Annotated in this window: 16 protein-coding genes; 6 read left to right on the forward strand and 10 right to left on the reverse strand. The window is 55.4% G+C overall.

The window, feature by feature from the left end:
• Positions 1 to 12: 12 nt before the first annotated feature.
• Together hpxA and PGR29_RS01425 are read right to left on the reverse strand one after the other, a co-directional pair.
• The gene (hpxA, locus tag PGR29_RS01420) at positions 13 to 753 is read right to left on the reverse strand and encodes an allantoin racemase (RefSeq protein ID WP_015705420.1); all 741 of its coding nucleotides are present in this window, start codon (positions 751 to 753) and stop codon (positions 13 to 15) included.
• Complete coding sequence (locus PGR29_RS01425) at positions 753 to 1,469, reverse strand: GntR family transcriptional regulator (protein ID WP_316423901.1); 717 nt, start codon at positions 1,467 to 1,469, stop codon at positions 753 to 755. The genes hpxA and PGR29_RS01425 overlap by 1 nt, the downstream gene beginning before the upstream one ends.
• Positions 1,470 to 1,612: 143 nt before the next feature.
• Between PGR29_RS01425 and PGR29_RS01430 the strand changes: the two genes are divergently transcribed.
• Both PGR29_RS01430 and guaD read left to right on the forward strand, forming a co-directional pair.
• Complete coding sequence (locus tag PGR29_RS01430) at positions 1,613 to 3,109, forward strand: NCS1 family nucleobase:cation symporter-1 (RefSeq protein ID WP_316423902.1); 1,497 nt, start codon at positions 1,613 to 1,615, stop codon at positions 3,107 to 3,109.
• Positions 3,110 to 3,193: 84 nt separating this feature from the next.
• A complete protein-coding gene (guaD, locus tag PGR29_RS01435) occupies positions 3,194 to 4,507 on the forward strand; it encodes a guanine deaminase (RefSeq protein WP_316423903.1) in 1,314 nt (437 codons plus the stop codon).
• A gap of 43 nt (positions 4,508 to 4,550) precedes the next feature.
• On the opposite strand, the gene uraH is transcribed toward guaD, so the two are convergent.
• Genes uraH through PGR29_RS01450 form a run of 3 tightly spaced genes read right to left on the reverse strand, consistent with a single transcriptional unit; the run spans position 4,551 to position 6,734 of the window.
• The gene (gene uraH, locus PGR29_RS01440; protein WP_316423904.1) at positions 4,551 to 4,877 is read right to left on the reverse strand and encodes a hydroxyisourate hydrolase; all 327 of its coding nucleotides are present in this window, start codon (positions 4,875 to 4,877) and stop codon (positions 4,551 to 4,553) included.
• Positions 4,874 to 5,374, reverse strand: a complete 501-nt coding sequence (uraD, locus tag PGR29_RS01445) for a 2-oxo-4-hydroxy-4-carboxy-5-ureidoimidazoline decarboxylase (RefSeq protein ID WP_316423905.1) — start codon at positions 5,372 to 5,374, stop codon at positions 4,874 to 4,876. The genes uraH and uraD overlap by 4 nt, the downstream gene beginning before the upstream one ends.
• Positions 5,352 to 6,734 carry a nucleobase:cation symporter-2 family protein gene (locus PGR29_RS01450; protein ID WP_316423906.1) on the reverse strand — a complete coding sequence of 461 codons (1,383 nt, stop codon included), beginning with the start codon at positions 6,732 to 6,734 and terminating at the stop codon, positions 5,352 to 5,354. Before PGR29_RS01450 ends, uraD begins: the two co-directional genes overlap by 23 nt.
• A gap of 359 nt (positions 6,735 to 7,093) precedes the next feature.
• Here PGR29_RS01450 and hpxO point away from each other — a divergent pair, with 359 nt between their 5' ends.
• The gene (gene hpxO / locus PGR29_RS01455) at positions 7,094 to 8,248 is read left to right on the forward strand and encodes an FAD-dependent urate hydroxylase HpxO (RefSeq protein ID WP_046883854.1); all 1,155 of its coding nucleotides are present in this window, start codon (positions 7,094 to 7,096) and stop codon (positions 8,246 to 8,248) included.
• On the opposite strand, the gene hpxR is transcribed toward hpxO, so the two are convergent.
• Positions 8,227 to 9,162, reverse strand: coding sequence for a LysR family hpxDE operon transcriptional regulator HpxR (gene hpxR, locus PGR29_RS01460; RefSeq protein ID WP_316423907.1), 936 nt, complete (start codon positions 9,160 to 9,162; stop codon positions 8,227 to 8,229). The two genes, hpxO and hpxR, sit on opposite strands and share 22 nt — an antisense overlap.
• 125 nt (positions 9,163 to 9,287) lie before the next feature.
• Here hpxR and hpxD point away from each other — a divergent pair, with 125 nt between their 5' ends.
• Both hpxD and PGR29_RS01470 read left to right on the forward strand, forming a co-directional pair.
• On the forward strand, positions 9,288 to 10,325 hold the full coding sequence (gene hpxD / locus PGR29_RS01465; protein WP_271032525.1) for a molybdenum cofactor-independent xanthine hydroxylase subunit HpxD: 1,038 nt from the start codon (positions 9,288 to 9,290) through the stop codon (positions 10,323 to 10,325).
• Positions 10,326 to 10,340: 15 nt separating this feature from the next.
• A complete protein-coding gene (locus PGR29_RS01470; protein WP_316423908.1) occupies positions 10,341 to 11,309 on the forward strand; it encodes a PDR/VanB family oxidoreductase in 969 nt (322 codons plus the stop codon).
• 39 nt (positions 11,310 to 11,348) lie between these two features.
• Here PGR29_RS01470 and PGR29_RS01475 read toward each other — a convergent pair whose 3' ends face one another.
• Both PGR29_RS01475 and PGR29_RS01480 read right to left on the reverse strand, forming a co-directional pair.
• Positions 11,349 to 11,954 (reverse strand): hypothetical protein, encoded by a 606-nt coding sequence (locus tag PGR29_RS01475; RefSeq protein WP_316423909.1) that lies wholly within the window; start codon positions 11,952 to 11,954, stop codon positions 11,349 to 11,351.
• 40 nt (positions 11,955 to 11,994) lie between these two features.
• Positions 11,995 to 13,254: a mechanosensitive ion channel family protein gene (locus tag PGR29_RS01480; RefSeq protein WP_410477019.1), complete on the reverse strand. Its 1,260-nt coding sequence runs from the start codon at positions 13,252 to 13,254 to the stop codon at positions 11,995 to 11,997.
• Between the two features lie 224 nt (positions 13,255 to 13,478).
• On the opposite strand from PGR29_RS01480, the gene ivy reads away from it, so the two are divergent.
• Positions 13,479 to 13,928 carry an Ivy family C-type lysozyme inhibitor gene (gene ivy, locus PGR29_RS01490; protein WP_316423911.1) on the forward strand — a complete coding sequence of 150 codons (450 nt, stop codon included), beginning with the start codon at positions 13,479 to 13,481 and terminating at the stop codon, positions 13,926 to 13,928.
• 57 nt (positions 13,929 to 13,985) lie between these two features.
• Here ivy and PGR29_RS01495 read toward each other — a convergent pair whose 3' ends face one another.
• Both PGR29_RS01495 and PGR29_RS01500 read right to left on the reverse strand, forming a co-directional pair.
• A complete protein-coding gene (locus tag PGR29_RS01495; RefSeq protein ID WP_316423912.1) occupies positions 13,986 to 14,573 on the reverse strand; it encodes a hypothetical protein in 588 nt (195 codons plus the stop codon).
• A complete protein-coding gene (locus PGR29_RS01500; protein WP_045394330.1) occupies positions 14,573 to 14,905 on the reverse strand; it encodes a thioredoxin family protein in 333 nt (110 codons plus the stop codon). The genes PGR29_RS01495 and PGR29_RS01500 overlap by 1 nt, the downstream gene beginning before the upstream one ends.
• Positions 14,906 to 14,968: the final 63 nt, after the last annotated feature.

A 14,968-nucleotide genomic window follows, 5' to 3' on the forward strand; every position in this document is an offset into this window, starting at 1 on the left:
CCACCCCTTCATTTAATCATTAAACACGGCAAATTTACCGCTAAGAGTTTTACGTTCCGGATAAGCTAAATCGCCGTGCTTGCTGGTTGTCAGGCCTAGCGACACCAGAGATTCCACCATCTTCACCGCCGCGCTGACGCCATCAATAACGGGTACCTGAAGTTCCCGGGTCAGTTGCTGCGCCAGGGTCGCCATGCCGCCGCAGCCCAGCACGATAGCGCCGCAGCCATCTTCCTGTAGCGCCTGAATACAGCGGGCGCGTACTTTTTCCTGCGCCACGCCGCTGCCATCTTCCAGCGCCAGCACCGGTAGATCGATCGCATGCAGACCGGCGCAATGCTCATGGAAACCATACTGATGTAGCAGGTGGCGAGCGATAATCAGCGTGCGCGGCAAGGTAGTGACCACCGAGAAGCGGGTAGCGACCAGCGTCGCCATATGCATCGCCGCTTCGGCAATACCAATAACCGGCCCCTGGGCCAGTTCACGGGCGGCAAGTAACCCCGGATCGCCAAAACAGGCGATAACGTGCCCGGAAACGCCCTGCTGCCGCCCGGCTTTTATTTGCTCCAGCACGCCGACGGCGGCGATAGCTTCGTCAAAATGCCCTTCAATCGACGGCACGCCGTCTGGTGGACAGACCGCGACAATATCGGTTCCTGGCGACGCCGCGGCGCGGGCCGCCTCGGCGATAGTTTGCGTCATACCGGGATCGGTATTGGGATTGATGACTTGTATACAGATGGTGGACATTACCGCTCCTTATAACCGGCAAACAGCAGGGCGAAATCGGGGACTGACTCCCCCGTGCGGGAAAAACATAAACTGGCGACGATGTGTTCAAAGTGATGATTTAGCGCCTCGGTCAGCGCGGTCAGCGCTTTTTCGCGTAACAGGCCGACAAGGCGCTCGTGGTCATCGCAGCGGCACCCTTGCCGCCACGGCGCGCCCCAGGCGGCAATCACCAGCGATGAGCGTTGACTGAGCCGGGTGACCATCTCCGTTAGCACCTGGTTGCCGGAAATGGCCTGTAACTGAATATGAAAATTAGCGGAATGGCGGATAGCGGCCGGACCATCATAGGCCTCATGCGCCAGTTGCTCCTGCTGAATAATGGCTTCCAGCGCCGCCAGATGCGGAGGCTGGCAGCGTTGAAGTACATCCGGCAGATTCGCTACTTCCAGTAGCGCACGGGTGCGGAATATTTCCCGTGCCTCGTCAACCGTCGGACTGGCGACCTGTGCACCACGTTTGGGCGTTAATGTCACCATTTGCACAGCGGCGAGTCGTTGCAGCGCTTTGCGTACTCCTGTGCGGCTGATGCCGAACACCTCCGCCAGCGCCTCTTCCGGCAATTTGCTGCCCGGCAGCAGTTGTTGCTCGACAATCGCAGTCAGCAAGGCTTCGTAGATAGACTCATCCTTGTCATGCAGTCCGGCTGCGGCCTGCAGCGGATTTTCATTGCCCATTGGTCCACTCCACTTTCCATTTCGATATCAAATCGTATACATAAAATAAATATTTTGTATACAAAATTAACTATTCTGGCCTGGATCCTGCAACGCCTTCCGCTATCAACGGCAAAACGTTTGTCTTCAGAGGAGCAGGATCCATGCCAAATACACAAAACACGCATCAGCTCAACGCCGGAGACCCGGCATCAGGCTACAGCCCGCGTCTTTGCAACGAGGATCTGGCGCCGACGCGCGAGCAAAACTGGAACTGGTACAACATTTTTTCTTTCTGGATGTCGGACGTGCATAGCATGGGCGGCTATGTGGTGGCGGCGAGTTTCTTTACGCTGGGTCTGGCGAGCTGGCAGGTACTTATCTGCCTGTTGGCCGGAATTGTTATCGTCCAGCTTTGCGCCAATCTGGTGGCCAAGCCCAGCCAGATTGCCGGCGTGCCCTATGCGGTCATCTGCCGTCAGGCGTTCGGCGTCTTCGGCGCCAATATTCCAGCGGTGATACGCGGGCTGATTGCTTTCGCCTGGTACGGGATCCAAACCTATCTGGCTGCGAACGCCTTAATGCTGGTGCTGCTGAAGTTCTGGCCCTCGCTGGCGGCAATGACGCAAACGTCATTGCTGGGTCTTTCATCGCTTGGCTGGATCTGTTTCGCCACCATGTGGCTGTTGCAGGCGATGGTGTTCTGGCACGGCATGAGCGCGATTAAGCGCTTTATTGATATCGCCGGCCCGGCGGTATATGTGGTGATGCTGGCGCTAGCGGGCTGGATTGTATACAAGACAGGCCTCGATGGTATCTCCTTTACCCTCGCCAGTAAGACGCTGACCGCCGGTGAGCAAAGCTGGCAGATGATCACCGCCACCGCGCTGGTGGTCTCCTACTTCTCCGGTCCGCTGCTTAATTTTGGCGATTTCTCCCGTTATGCCAGAAGCATGGGCGAAATTCGCCGCGGCAACCGCTGGGGGCTGCCGTTTAATTTCCTGCTGTTCTCGGTGGTGACCGTAGTAATCGTCTCCGGGACGCAATCTTTATTTGGCCGGATGATCACCGACCCGATTGAAACGGTGAGCCATGTGGGTAACGATCTGGCGGTGGCCATCGGCCTGCTGACCATGATCACCGCCACTATCGGCATCAATATTGTCGCCAACTTCGTCTCGCCGGCATTTGATTTTTCCAACTGCGCGCCGCAAAAAATCAGCTTCCGCACCGGCGGGATGATTGCCGCCGTCGGCTCGATACTGCTCACCCCGTGGAATCTGTTTAACTCCCCAGAACTTATCCACTACACCCTGGATGTATTGGGAGCGTTTATCGGGCCGTTGTTTGGCATTCTGCTGGTTGATTTCTATTTGATTAAACGCGGACAGGTATCGATCGACGATCTTTTCGATGATACCCCGAAAGGCAAATACTGGTACCGCAACGGCTTTAACCCGAAGGCCATCGCCGCGCTGCTGCCCTCGGTGGCGGTCGGCCTGATTATCAGCTTTATTCCCGCTCTGCATGAGGAGGCCAATTTTAGCTGGTTCATCGGCGTACTGCTAAGCGGCAGCCTGTATCGCTGGATTGCCCGCGACGAGCGGCAGGCTGCTTCCTCCGCCCGCTTCACCCCCGGCGCGTTGGCGCAGAAAGAATAATCCCAACCGGCCGCGGCGCCTGCCGCGGCTTCCTGGCATTAAATTTGCACAACGGATACATCACCACTCAAATAAGGCGGCACCATGCTGGAATACCACACCGCGCTACGCGGTGCGTTTTTTGATATTAGCCAACCCGCCGCCAACGCTGACGATATCGCCCGCTACGCGCGATATATTGATGATGGCGTGCTGTTTATTTACGCTGGGAAGATTCAGGCGCTACTGCCATGGCAGGAAGGCGAAGCATTACTCGATCCACATAAAGGCTATCGCGATCTGCGCGGCAAACTGCTACTGCCGGGGTTTGTCGACGCCCATATTCATTATCCTCAAACCGAAATGATCGGCGCCTTTGGCGAACAGCTGCTGGAATGGCTGACCACTTATACCTTTCCGGTGGAAAGCCAGTTTGCCGATGAACGGTACGCGGCAGATATCGCCCGTTTTTTTGTCAACCAGTTGCTCAGCCATGGCACCACCACCGCGCTGGTATTTTGTACGCTTCATCCGGCGTCCGTGGAGGCTCTGTTTACCGAGGCGTTGCGCCTGAATATGCGCCTGCTGGCCGGTAAGGTGATGATGGATCGCCATACGCCGGAGTATTTAACCGAAACCGCCGAACAAAGCTATTGCCAGACCCGCGAACTGATCCAGCGCTGGCACCGGCGAGGCCGTCTGGGCTACGCCATTACGCCGCGTTTCGCTCCCACTTCCACACCGGAGCTGCTACAAGCAGTTCAGCGGCTGCGGGAGGAGTTTCCTGATACCTGGCTGCATACCCATCTGAGTGAAAACCTTAATGAAATCGCGTGGGTAAAGCAGTTATGGCCGGAGCATGAGCACTATCTTGATGTTTATCATCACTATCAATTGACCGGTGCGCGCAGCGTCTTCGCCCACGGGATCCATCTGGCGGAGAAAGAGTGGCGGTGTCTGCATGAGACCGGTTCGGCAATCGCCTTTTGCCCGACGTCAAACCTGTTTCTGGGTAGCGGGCTATTTCGCCTGCCCGCCAGCTGGCAACATCAAGTCCGGATTGGCATCGGCAGCGATGTTGGCGCCGGAACCACCTTCAGCCTGCTGCGCACCCTCGGCGAGGCCTATAAAGTGGCGCAGCTACAGAGCTATCGCCTGCGCGCTAGCGAAGCGTTTTATCATGCGACGTTGGGCGGCGCGCATGCGTTACGCCTGGATGACAAAATTGGTAATTTCCAGTCGGGAAAAGAGGCCGATTTGGTGGTTATCGACCCGGCGGTAACGCCGCTACAAAAGCTGCGCGGCGCACGCTGTCATGATGTCTATGAGCAGCTGTTTGTATTGATGACCTTAGGCGATGAACGGAACATTAGTGAAACCTGGGTCAATGGCCAACAGGTATGGTGTAACGAAGGCTGAACCGCTGCCCGGCGCTTCATTCTGGCCGGGCGGCGGACTCAACTTAACTTCCGCGATAGGTCGACCAGCCGCCGGGGGCAATTAAAAATGGCAGATGAAAATGGTCTTTGTCATCAATGGTAATCATAAAATCGATCTGCGCCTGCCGGTACAGGGTCTGGCGGCCATCGCGCGCAAACCACGATTGCAGTTCGGCCACCAGCTGATAGTTTCCGGGACGCAGTTGTCCCGTCGCCAGCTCGCCCAGGCGGCCATGGCTGTCTGTCACGCCTGATGCCAGGCTGCGCCCTTCGCATAACAGGGTGACCGCCACGCCTTGTGCGGGCTTGCCGGTAGAAATATCAAGAATATGGGTGCTCAGGGTGATCATTCGCTAATAACTCCCGCCAGTCTGAGTAAGGTGATTTCACGTAATTGTTCCAGCGCCGCTTCAATTTCCTGCGCGTCATTATGGGTCAGCCGTTGGGTCAGCGCCTGCAGGATTTCGGCGGCGCTGCGCCCTTTGGCGCGGATTAGAAACACGCGGTCAAAGCGGGCTTCGTAACGGGCGTTCCCTTCTTTCAGCGCCCGGGCGATAGCGGCATCGTCGGCATTAACCTCCGCCTGCTCCTGGCGAGACAGCGCGGCATGCGCTTCCCCGCCCGTCGGCTTTTCCCCGATCCGCGGGTGGGCGCAGAGCGCCCGCGCCAGTTCTGCCTCTCCCCAGTGCTGCGTCAGTTGTTGCGCGCGATCCGTTAAGGCCGCCAGTGTGGCATAGGGCCGCTCCAGCGCCAGCGCTTCGCGCCAGGCGGGGAGCGCCACGCAGGGTTCAAGCTGGCGAATGGCTTCCGCCTGCGGCAGCTGATTAAAGTGGTTGAGTGTTATCATCATTGCTCCTTGCCGCTGCCGTCATGGCGGCTTTCTCTTGCGGAATAATCAGATTCAGTACAATCGCCACCAGCCCACCGCTGGTGGCCGCAGATCCAAACAGGTTGCCGATGATAGGCGGGAAATGGGCAAGGAAAGCGGGAACCGCCTCAATGCCGAGGCCAAAACCAAATGCCAGGCCAACAATCAGCATATCGCGGCGGGTTAGCGGGTTCTGGGTGATGATGCGGATCCCGGCCGCCACGACACAGCCAAACATGACCATCGTCGCGCCGCCTAACACCGGCGTGGGGATCTGGCGCAGGATCTCGCCAAAGGGAGGAAACAGCCCAAGCAGAATCAGCAATATGCCAATATAACGCCCGACATAGCGGCTGGCGACGCCGGTCATCTGGATGACGCCGTTATTCTGCGCGAAGGTGGTATTGGGAAACGCGCAGATCGCCGCGGCGATCAGGCAGCTAATGCCATCCGCGAGGATCCCGCCTTTCAGGCGTGAGCGAAACGCGCCGTCATCAATGGACTGTTTTGAGATCAGGCAGTTGGCGGTTAAATCGCCGACTGCTTCAAGAATGCAAACCAGCGATACCAGCGCGACCGGTAAAAATATGGCGCTATTAAACTGAAAGCCAAAAGGAAATATCGCCGGCAGACGAAACCAGCTATCGCCGATCGGCGCCAGATGAAATTTCCCGCTTAGCGCGGCGGCGATACAGCCCACCGCCATGCCGATGACCACCGACGATAAACGCAGCCAGCGGTTTTTCGCGCAGCTCAGCACCACGATAATCCCTAACGTTATGCCGCCCAATGCGATATTGCCCGGGCTGGCGAAATCCTTCGCGTGCTCGCCGCCGCTCCAGTTAATAATACTGACCTTTATCAGGCTAATGCCGATCAGCGCAATGACGCTGCCGGTAATAATCGGGGTAAAGAGTTTTTTCAGCGGTTCGATAAAGCGGCTGACGACGACCGGTACCAGCGCGGCAACAACGTTAACACCGAACAGCATGGCCATAATGTCCTGCGGGCCGCCACCCTGTGCTTTTACCCACATGCCGCCGGCAATCGCTACGCCGAGAAAAGCGAAGCTGGTACCCTGCATACAGATCATCCCCGCACCGATCCCCCAGACGCGGTTAGCCTGAAGAAAGGTGCCAATCCCGGAAGCCATTAGCGACATACTAATTAAATATGGCAGCCATTCGCCAAGTCCCAGCGCGGCGCCAATAATCAGCGGCGGCGTAATAATGCCGACCAGCCCCGCCAGCACGTGCTGTAAGGCGCTAAAAAAGGCCGGCAGCGGCAGGATGCGCTGCTCCAGGCCATAAAGCAGGCTGCTGTTCTTTTCATCAGACATGGGGTCACCGTCTCGTCGTGGATAAGCGTTGACGATGTAGTGCACAAAGCAGGCCACATTGCTTATTCCCTCTATCTTTATCCACGTAAAAATCGTTTTATCTTTTATTTATCAGTGAAATAGCTAAATTAAAGAGCGGGTGTTCTGTAACGAACGTTGGCGCGGGGCGTTGAAACTTTTGATTCCTTAATTCACTAAAAGAAATCTTTGATTCATAAAAAGGCAACATAATCGCAACTTTGCCCTTCTTTAGTGCACCTCTCCGCCATCACCCGTCCGTTTACCGCTGATTTCGCAGGTTCTGGTACCTGGTACGCAAATTGCTGAACCCCTTAAACAACACACCTAAGGGGAAGACAATGAAAGCAATCGTGATTGGCGCGGGAATCGGCGGGTTGAGCGCCGCGGTGGCGCTCCGTAACGCAGGCATCGCCTGCGAAGTGTTCGAAGCGGTAAAAGAGATTAAGCCGGTTGGCGCCGCGATCTCTATCTGGCCCAACGGCGTCAAGTGTATGAACCGCCTGGGGATGGGCGAGATCATCGACGCTTATGGCGGCCCGATGCATTATCTGGCGTATAAGGAGTATCAACGCGGGGAAACGCTCACACGCTTCAGCCTCGCGCCGCTGGTAGAACGTACGCAGGGCCGCCCTTCGCCAGTGTCGCGAACTGAACTGCAGCGCGAGATGCTCGATTTCTGGGGGCGTGAGCAGGTGCAGTTCGGCAAGCGGGTCACCCGCGTGGAAGAACATACCGACGGCGTCACCGTCTGGTTTACCGATGGTAGCGAGGCGCACGGCGATATGGTCATCGCCGCCGACGGCAGCCATTCGGCGCTGCGGCCATATGTGCTCGGCTATACGCCGGAACGCCGCTATGCCGGTTACGTTAACTGGAATGGTCTGGTCGATATTGATGAGTCCATTGCTCCCGCCGATCAGTGGACGACGTTTGTCGGCGAAGGGAAACGCGTGTCGCTGATGCCGGTGGCGGGCGGACGTTTCTACTTCTTCTTCGATGTGCCGTTGCCGGCCGGGTTAGCGGAAGATCGCCTCACCCTGCGCGACGATTTAACCCGCTACTTCGCCGGCTGGGCGCCGCCGGTGCAAAAGCTTATCGCCGTACTCGACCCGCAGACCACCAACCGGATAGAAATTCACGATATTGAACCTTTTGATAAGCTGGTGCGTGGCAAGGTGGCGCTACTGGGCGATGCCGGGCACAGCACCACGCCGGATATCGGCCAGGGCGGCTGCGCGGCGATGGAGGACGCGGTCGTGCTGGGTAATGTACTGCGCGACAATAGCGATATTGTCACCGCGCTGCGCCAGTACGAAGCATTGCGTTGTGAACGGGTGCGTGACCTGGTGCTCAAAGCGCGTAAACGCTGTGATATCACCCACGGTAAGGATATGGCGTTAACCAAAGCCTGGTATCAGGAACTGAAAACGGAAACCGGCGAGCGTATTATCAACGGCTTGTGCGAAACCATTCAGGGCGGGCCATTAGGCTGAGAGTGAGCAGCGCTACGCATCTCCTCCATCACCAGCGTTAGTTTTTGAATCGCCATTTGCGCCGGACGAGATAGCTGGCGCGATGGCGCGGTGCATAGCGCCAGAGTCAAAGGCCGCAGCAGCTTATTACGCAGCGGCACAAACGCCAGCGAACCGTTGTTTACCTCGTCCTGCACATCCAGCAGGCTCAGGACCGTCACCCCGCCGCCTTTAAGCACCAGCGATTTAATCAGACGAATATCATTGCAGCTAACGGTGTTGGGTGGCGAAAAATCATAATGGTGATAGAGCATTGCCACCCGGTCATGCACTATTAACGGCGCGCCGGGAATAATATGCCGTTCATCGCTAAGTTCCCCCAGCGAGATCGCGGGCGCGGCGGCAAAAGGATGGTGCGGATGCAGTACTACTCCGACTTCCATTTCAATAAACGCCAGTACGTTGAGACCCGCCTGACCTTCAGGATCGAGGATCAGACCAAAATCGACATCGGACTGACGTACTCTGTCGCTGATGCTCTGGCTATCGGCGACCTGCAACATCAGTTCCAGCCACTCGTACTGGTTGATAATCTCTGCCAGCGCCGCGGCAAAACTCCCTTCGGCCAGCGCCTGCACCATACCGACATTCACCGTTCCGCGTTTTAGCCCCTGCAGTTCATCAAATTTCTGTTGGGTCACGCGAAACTCTTTTTGCCAGCGCAGCAGATTGTCATACAACAGCTCGCCTGCGGTGGTCATCCGCAAACCTTCCGGCAGCCGTTCAAACAGCGGCGTGCCGAAGGACGCTTCAGCCTGCAGTATCTGGCGGTTAATCGCCGAAGCCGAAATATGCAGTTTTTCCGCCGCCCGGCGCAGGCTGCCGCTGCGGGCCACTTCCATAAAATAATTCGCAAAGCGCGAGAAAGGACTCATCGGTTACCTGTACTGATTTTTGCAACGGATAGCTGAATTAATGCTGATGGATGTCAACACCCTACTATGGCAACAATAAACTCACAACAATTAAACAATCAACTTAGCCATCAGGAAGCAAGACGATGAACAGACAACCGCTCGCGCCCCCCGCGCATTGCACCTTTGAACCCCAGGACTGGCTGCGGCTGGCAAAATGCTGGCATCCGGTGGCGCGCAGCGCTGATATCGGCCCGCAACCGGTGAAAGCCACCCTGCTGGATGAAAAACTGGTTATCTATCGCCTGCACGAACGAGTCGTGGTCGCCCGCGATGTCTGTCCCCACCGCGGGGTACCATTGACGTTAGGTTTTCATGACGCAGAAGGCATTATTTGCCCTTATCACGGCCTGCGCTTTGGGGAAGATGGCCGCTGTAACCGAATCCCCTCCAGCCCAAATCAGCCAATACCGGCAAAATTAAATCTGACCTGCTACGCGGCGGAAGAACGCTATGGTCTGGTGTGGGTGTGTCTCGATTATGATGCTGACAATCCCCCGCGGTTACCGACCATGCCACACTGGGCAGACGACGGATTCCAGCAACTGACCTGTCCGGCGTTTGAGGTCAATGGCTTTGCAGGCCGTCAGGTTGAAGGGTTTCTTGATGTGGCGCATTTTGCGTGGATCCATACCGACACCTTCGCCGATGCGGAGAATCAACAGGTTCCTGACTACCTGCCTGAGGAAACGGAGAACGGGTTTGTCGTCGACTACTGGAGCACGGTCGGCAATTATCCGGCAAGCGCCGGCTACCGCGCTCCGGAGGGTTTTCAATGGCTGCGTCGCTTTGAGATGCATCTGCCCTTTACCGCCACCCTGACGATTCATTTTCCCGGCGAAGCCCGGCTGGTTATTATGAATGCCGCCTCGCCCGTCTCATCACGGGTCACGCGAATGTTTGCCCCTATCGCCCGCAATTTCGACCTGCATGTGCCGGTGGAGGAAATCTACGCTTTCAACCTTCGCGTGTTCGAAGAAGACCGGCTGATGGTTGAAAGCCAGCGCCCGGAGACGCTACCTCTGGATCTTACCCTGGAAGCACATATTCCAGCCGACCGTAGCTCAATTGCCTACCGTCGCGGCTTGAAGCGGCTGGGTTTCGGTGAGTTTTTCCTGGTCTGAGCAAGGAGTTATAAGATGAGTAATCTGATTGAGGTGGTTGTCGATGGTCTCTGGCGTGAAGGCGAACATAATCTGGCGGTCACGTTGGTGACGACTGACGGCGGTCCATTACCCGCATGGCAGCCCGGCGCCCATATCGATCTGCATCTGGCGAACAGCGTGACCCGTCAGTACTCACTCACCGGGAGCCATCGCAGGCTGGAACGTTATCTGATTTGCGTGGCGCGATCGGCAGAGTCGCGCGGCGGTTCGCGCTACATCCATGAGACGCTGCGACCGGGTCAGAGGCTGATGATTTCGCTACCACGAAACCAGTTTGCCCTGCAGACGGCGCGACATGTCACCCTGCTGGCCGCCGGGATTGGCATTACGCCGCTGTATAGCATGGCGCGGGCGTTAGCGGCGCAAGGAAAGCCATTTACCTTGCAGTATTACCTCAACCGCCTTGAAAACGGCGCCCTGGTAGCCGCGATTACCCGCAAGCTGGCACCTGAAAACGTGAGGATTTATAGCTCAGCTAAAGGCGAGAGCCCGCGAGAAAATTTGCCTGGAAGGTTGAGCGTTCCTCATCGTGAAGATCGGCTTTACGTGTGTGGGCCGGCGGGATTTATGGCCGCCGCGCGCCAGGCGGCGGCGATACAAGGCTGGCATGCTGAGCAGATCCATGAGGAGGCGTTTCAGGCGTCAATGCCCGCCAACGACGTTCGGCAGGAAGAGTCGTTTACGGTGACGCTCGCCTCTTCTGGCCAGTGCTGGCCTGTCGCCGCCAATCAAACCATTGCGCAGGTATTGCAGGAAAATGGTGTGGCAGTGCCGCTCTCCTGTGAGATGGGGATTTGCGGCGCCTGTCTGACCAGGGTGGTTGAGGGAGAGGTGGATCATCGTGATACGGTGCAGTCAGCAGCAGAAAAATGCGCCATCGTGCAGCATGTCGCGCTGTGCTGCTCCCGCAGCCGCAGCACGAATCTGCTTATTGATTTATAAAATAAGGCCAGGCTAAAACTGGCCTGTTGCCGCCCTTTTCTAACGTGAAGCGCGGCGCAGCGTCTGGCGCTGAATATTAAGCTGTTTTCGCCAGACCCTGTTATGTAGATAAAGGGCGTTTGCACGGTAAAAAGTCTGGCTATTAATGCATCGGATACCGCCTAAAATGAATACTAGCCCCAGCACGGCGCTAATGAGAAATCCTGGTTTTAGTCCGGCGCCGAATAATGCCCCCAGGCAAACAGAAAGAAAATAAACAATCGCAAGCAGACCGCTAAAAGCCATCAAAGCCAGTGATAATTTAAGCGCCAGAAAATTGCCTCTGGCAACGAAGTACATCGTCAGAACCATTATCAGACTATAAATTAGCGATACAGGCACAATCGCCGCCATCACGGCATACTGCGGCAGCCCAAATAGCTCGAACACCGCCAACCAGAGATAAGGTTGAGCTAGGGCAAAAGCGAACATACTCAGAATCATAGCCCCTACCAGCGGTATTCCTGACATATGCCAGCCGACCGGAATACCCATCCGGTCTTTTAATCTGTCTTTAAGCTTTTCAAGCAGCTGCGGATCGTTGGTTTTTATTCTGTCCCTGACGGCCGCACTGAGCAGCAAACTGTATTTAATGAACTTCAGCATCCTCTGAACATCCTGTTGCCGAGATGGATATACGCGCCAATTATGGCCCTTCCGTTGAAGACGGTGTCGTAGTCCGTGAACTGTTTTCCTGCGATAAGCGCCAGAAATCATGCCCGGCGGGATACTGGTAAAGACGCAGTGAAAACTGCCCGGCCACGGCGGTAATGTATTCAAAAATAGCGGACTGAGTGTTCTCGTAATCCATCCATAACGTCGAGGAGGTAAAGCAGTAGATTTCCAGCGGCAGCCCGGACGGCGACGGTTTTAACGTTCGCGCCACGATGTACATATCTTTAACGATATCTGGCCGTTCGGCGAGATAGCTCATCAGGTAATGGCGAAACAGCGTCAGGTTAGTCAACCCGTTATCAATAAACCAGCGATCCGCGACGCCGCCCGGATCCCGGCCATCCAGTAATTTACTGAGCGGTTCACTCACCCCGCGGATTGCCAGCATCGGGGTTAACATCTCCTGATTCAGGAAGGTCACCGAGTGCTGATCGATATTAATACTACGCATGATCCGCCGTGCGCCGGACGAGAACATCGCCTGCCAGTTGGTATACGTTTCTGTAAGGAAATTCTTGGTCGGAATACGCGAAATGGTGTTGTCCCAGTTACGGATAGTAATGGTATGCAGCGCGATATCCGTCACTTCCCCGCTCAGGTTCTTGTCGGGCATTTCGATCCAGTCGCCCAGTTGCAGGACATCGTTGGACGATAGCTGGACGTTGGCCACCAGCGACAGCAAGGTATGTTGAAACACTAACATCAGCACCGCCGCGACGGCGCCGAGGCTGGAAATGATAATCACCGGTGATTTATTCGACATCACGGCGAGGATCATAATTGCGGCCAGAATGTGAACTAAGATTTTGCCTATCTGGATATAGCCTTTGATGGAGTGGTTTTTGCGCTTGGTCTTACGCAGATAAGAGCTATTGACGATATCCAGCATTTCGTTGAAGAAGATCGACAGAAAAATAAAAAACAAAATTCCGCAGATGGTATTAATCGCCGTTACCAGCGATGCCGGCATATTGGGCATAAACTGCAGAACGTAGTAGACGATAATAACCGGAATGAAGTTTGACAGTTTCTCGGCGATACGGCGGTCTTTTTCCAGCGGTACGTCCTGCTTATGGCTGGCGAAGAACACCTTGCGTATCACTTTAATCAGCAAAAACTTGCACAAAAGATGGGCAAAGATGCCGGAGACGACCAGCAGAATAAGGTTAAAGCCGATCGCTAATGCCGGATTACTTTCAATAAACGTCAACAGATGATTCAAATACGCCATGCGTTATCGCCTGAATAAATATGCCCTTTTGTATTAGCCCTTCACTCTCGGCTATTAATACAAAAATTTAACCAATGTGCATCATGACATGTCAAAGCCGGATAAGTCCACGCTTTGCGCGGGCGATGACATTCATTGTATAAATATGTTCATTTGCATTAATGATGCTCTGCGCCCACTATTAAGGGGCCCGAAATGAGGACATATCAACTCCAGGAGGAAACATGTTCAAAGCACTTGCCGCCATCGTCGCACTCACCGCATCCGCCAGCGTTATGGCGCAAAGTGATGTCACGCTGACTTCACTTGCCAAAGATAATGCGACCAAAGCGTCGTTCAGCCAGATGGTGAAAGGCCATAAACTCCCGGCCTGGGTTAACAGCGGCGGTACCGGTTCTCCGGCACAGACCGTGAAACTGGGCTCTGAGTCCTGGCAGGTATTAAGCGCCTGTAAACCACACGATTGCGGAAGCGAACGTATCGCCGTGATCTGGTCGGAAAAATCCAAACAGATGTCGGGCGTTTTCTCGGTGGTTGATGAGAAGACATCGCAGGAAAAACTGACCTGGCTTAACGTCAGCGATGCGATGTCGATTGATGGCAAAACCGTGCTGTTTGCCGCGCTGAGCGGCAGCCTTGAAAACCATCCTGACGCGTTTAACTACCCGCAATAAACAAAATCCCTGGCTATCCGTTGATAGTCAGGGGTTGCTCACCGTCTTCGCCGCTCTCTATCTGCGCTTCTGACGTAGTTTGTCCGCGAGAAGAGCCAACCGCTGGCTACGACAATAAATCGCGAACAGCACGAATCCCTGGCGGTTAAATATTAGCCGGCAACACAGTAATGCCAGCGCGGCGAACGCCAGCGGCCAGAGACTTTCACCTGCGCTAACCATCGCTCGCAATGCTTGCGCCGCCGTTGACGCTGAGAGGAGAAGAAATAGCGCCAGAAATCCCTTCAGCCCGAGGGTATAACCGCGAGCCAGCAACACGCCGCTGGTCAACAGAACAATAACCACCATAAGCGCTGGTACAAAGAAACTCACTACCCGTATCGGCGCAGAGAATGGCGGGAGCGTCTGCAAAAATGGTAGCAAATTGAATGCAAAAGCCACTAAGAACAGTGGGAATAGCGCGGCGACCGGAAATGGGTTTTGCCGGGGACGTTCGCCAGGTGGTCGCGAAAAGTAGCGTTCAAGTTCTGGCGTAGAGTGATTCAGCAAGCCGGCGTCCCGGCGTGCAATAGCGCTGTCTATCTCCCGACCATGCTGCAGGAGATCGTAGAAGACGGGCCCCACTATCGGAGAAACTATCGACATCAGATGAGGGCCTGGGCGCGAATTATCGCTGCCAAAATAGTGCTGAATGTTTGTGGGCCGCTGAGACGCTCCACCACCTGACCATCGCGGAAAACAAGCGTATTGGGTAACCCCCAGACGCTATATTTCGCCGCCAGCACCGGAGCCTGAACGACATTTACTGTACCGACTAATACATCAGACGGTAGCCGGTCTGCCGCCTGGAGAAACAGACTTTCGCTGCTTTGACAAGGGCCGCACCACGGCGCATGAAAACGCACAACAGCCACGCCGTGATAACGTTCAACTTGCGAGAAATTGTCTTCATTCCACTGAATGACGCTCGGATTCATCTTGATCCTTATAACTCTGCACAAAAAGTGATTCAGTTGGGCGATTGTAATCGTTTTCTCGCA

Origin of the sequence: Klebsiella sp. 141203, from assembly GCF_032601985.1 — a bacterium.
Lineage (GTDB): Bacteria > Pseudomonadota > Gammaproteobacteria > Enterobacterales > Enterobacteriaceae > Klebsiella > Klebsiella aerogenes.

Bases quoted from the DNA above. Each gene is read 5' to 3' on its own strand.
- hpxA (WP_015705420.1), bottom strand. From the start codon at position 753: ATGTCCACCATCTGTATACAAGTCATCAATCCCAATACCGATCCCGGT.
- PGR29_RS01425 (WP_316423901.1), bottom strand. From the start codon at position 1,469: ATGGGCAATGAAAATCCGCTGCAGGCCGCAGCCGGACTGCATGACAAG.
- PGR29_RS01430 (WP_316423902.1), top strand. From the start codon at position 1,613: ATGCCAAATACACAAAACACGCATCAGCTCAACGCCGGAGACCCGGCA.
- guaD (WP_316423903.1), top strand. From the start codon at position 3,194: ATGCTGGAATACCACACCGCGCTACGCGGTGCGTTTTTTGATATTAGC.
- uraH (WP_316423904.1), bottom strand. From the start codon at position 4,877: ATGATCACCCTGAGCACCCATATTCTTGATATTTCTACCGGCAAGCCC.
- uraD (WP_316423905.1), bottom strand. From the start codon at position 5,374: ATGATAACACTCAACCACTTTAATCAGCTGCCGCAGGCGGAAGCCATT.
- PGR29_RS01450 (WP_316423906.1), bottom strand. From the start codon at position 6,734: ATGTCTGATGAAAAGAACAGCAGCCTGCTTTATGGCCTGGAGCAGCGC.
- hpxO (WP_046883854.1), top strand. From the start codon at position 7,094: ATGAAAGCAATCGTGATTGGCGCGGGAATCGGCGGGTTGAGCGCCGCG.
- hpxR (WP_316423907.1), bottom strand. From the start codon at position 9,162: ATGAGTCCTTTCTCGCGCTTTGCGAATTATTTTATGGAAGTGGCCCGC.
- hpxD (WP_271032525.1), top strand. From the start codon at position 9,288: ATGAACAGACAACCGCTCGCGCCCCCCGCGCATTGCACCTTTGAACCC.
- PGR29_RS01470 (WP_316423908.1), top strand. From the start codon at position 10,341: ATGAGTAATCTGATTGAGGTGGTTGTCGATGGTCTCTGGCGTGAAGGC.
- PGR29_RS01475 (WP_316423909.1), bottom strand. From the start codon at position 11,954: ATGCTGAAGTTCATTAAATACAGTTTGCTGCTCAGTGCGGCCGTCAGG.
- PGR29_RS01480 (WP_410477019.1), bottom strand. From the start codon at position 13,254: ATGGCGTATTTGAATCATCTGTTGACGTTTATTGAAAGTAATCCGGCA.
- ivy (WP_316423911.1), top strand. From the start codon at position 13,479: ATGTTCAAAGCACTTGCCGCCATCGTCGCACTCACCGCATCCGCCAGC.
- PGR29_RS01495 (WP_316423912.1), bottom strand. From the start codon at position 14,573: ATGTCGATAGTTTCTCCGATAGTGGGGCCCGTCTTCTACGATCTCCTG.
- PGR29_RS01500 (WP_045394330.1), bottom strand. From the start codon at position 14,905: ATGAATCCGAGCGTCATTCAGTGGAATGAAGACAATTTCTCGCAAGTT.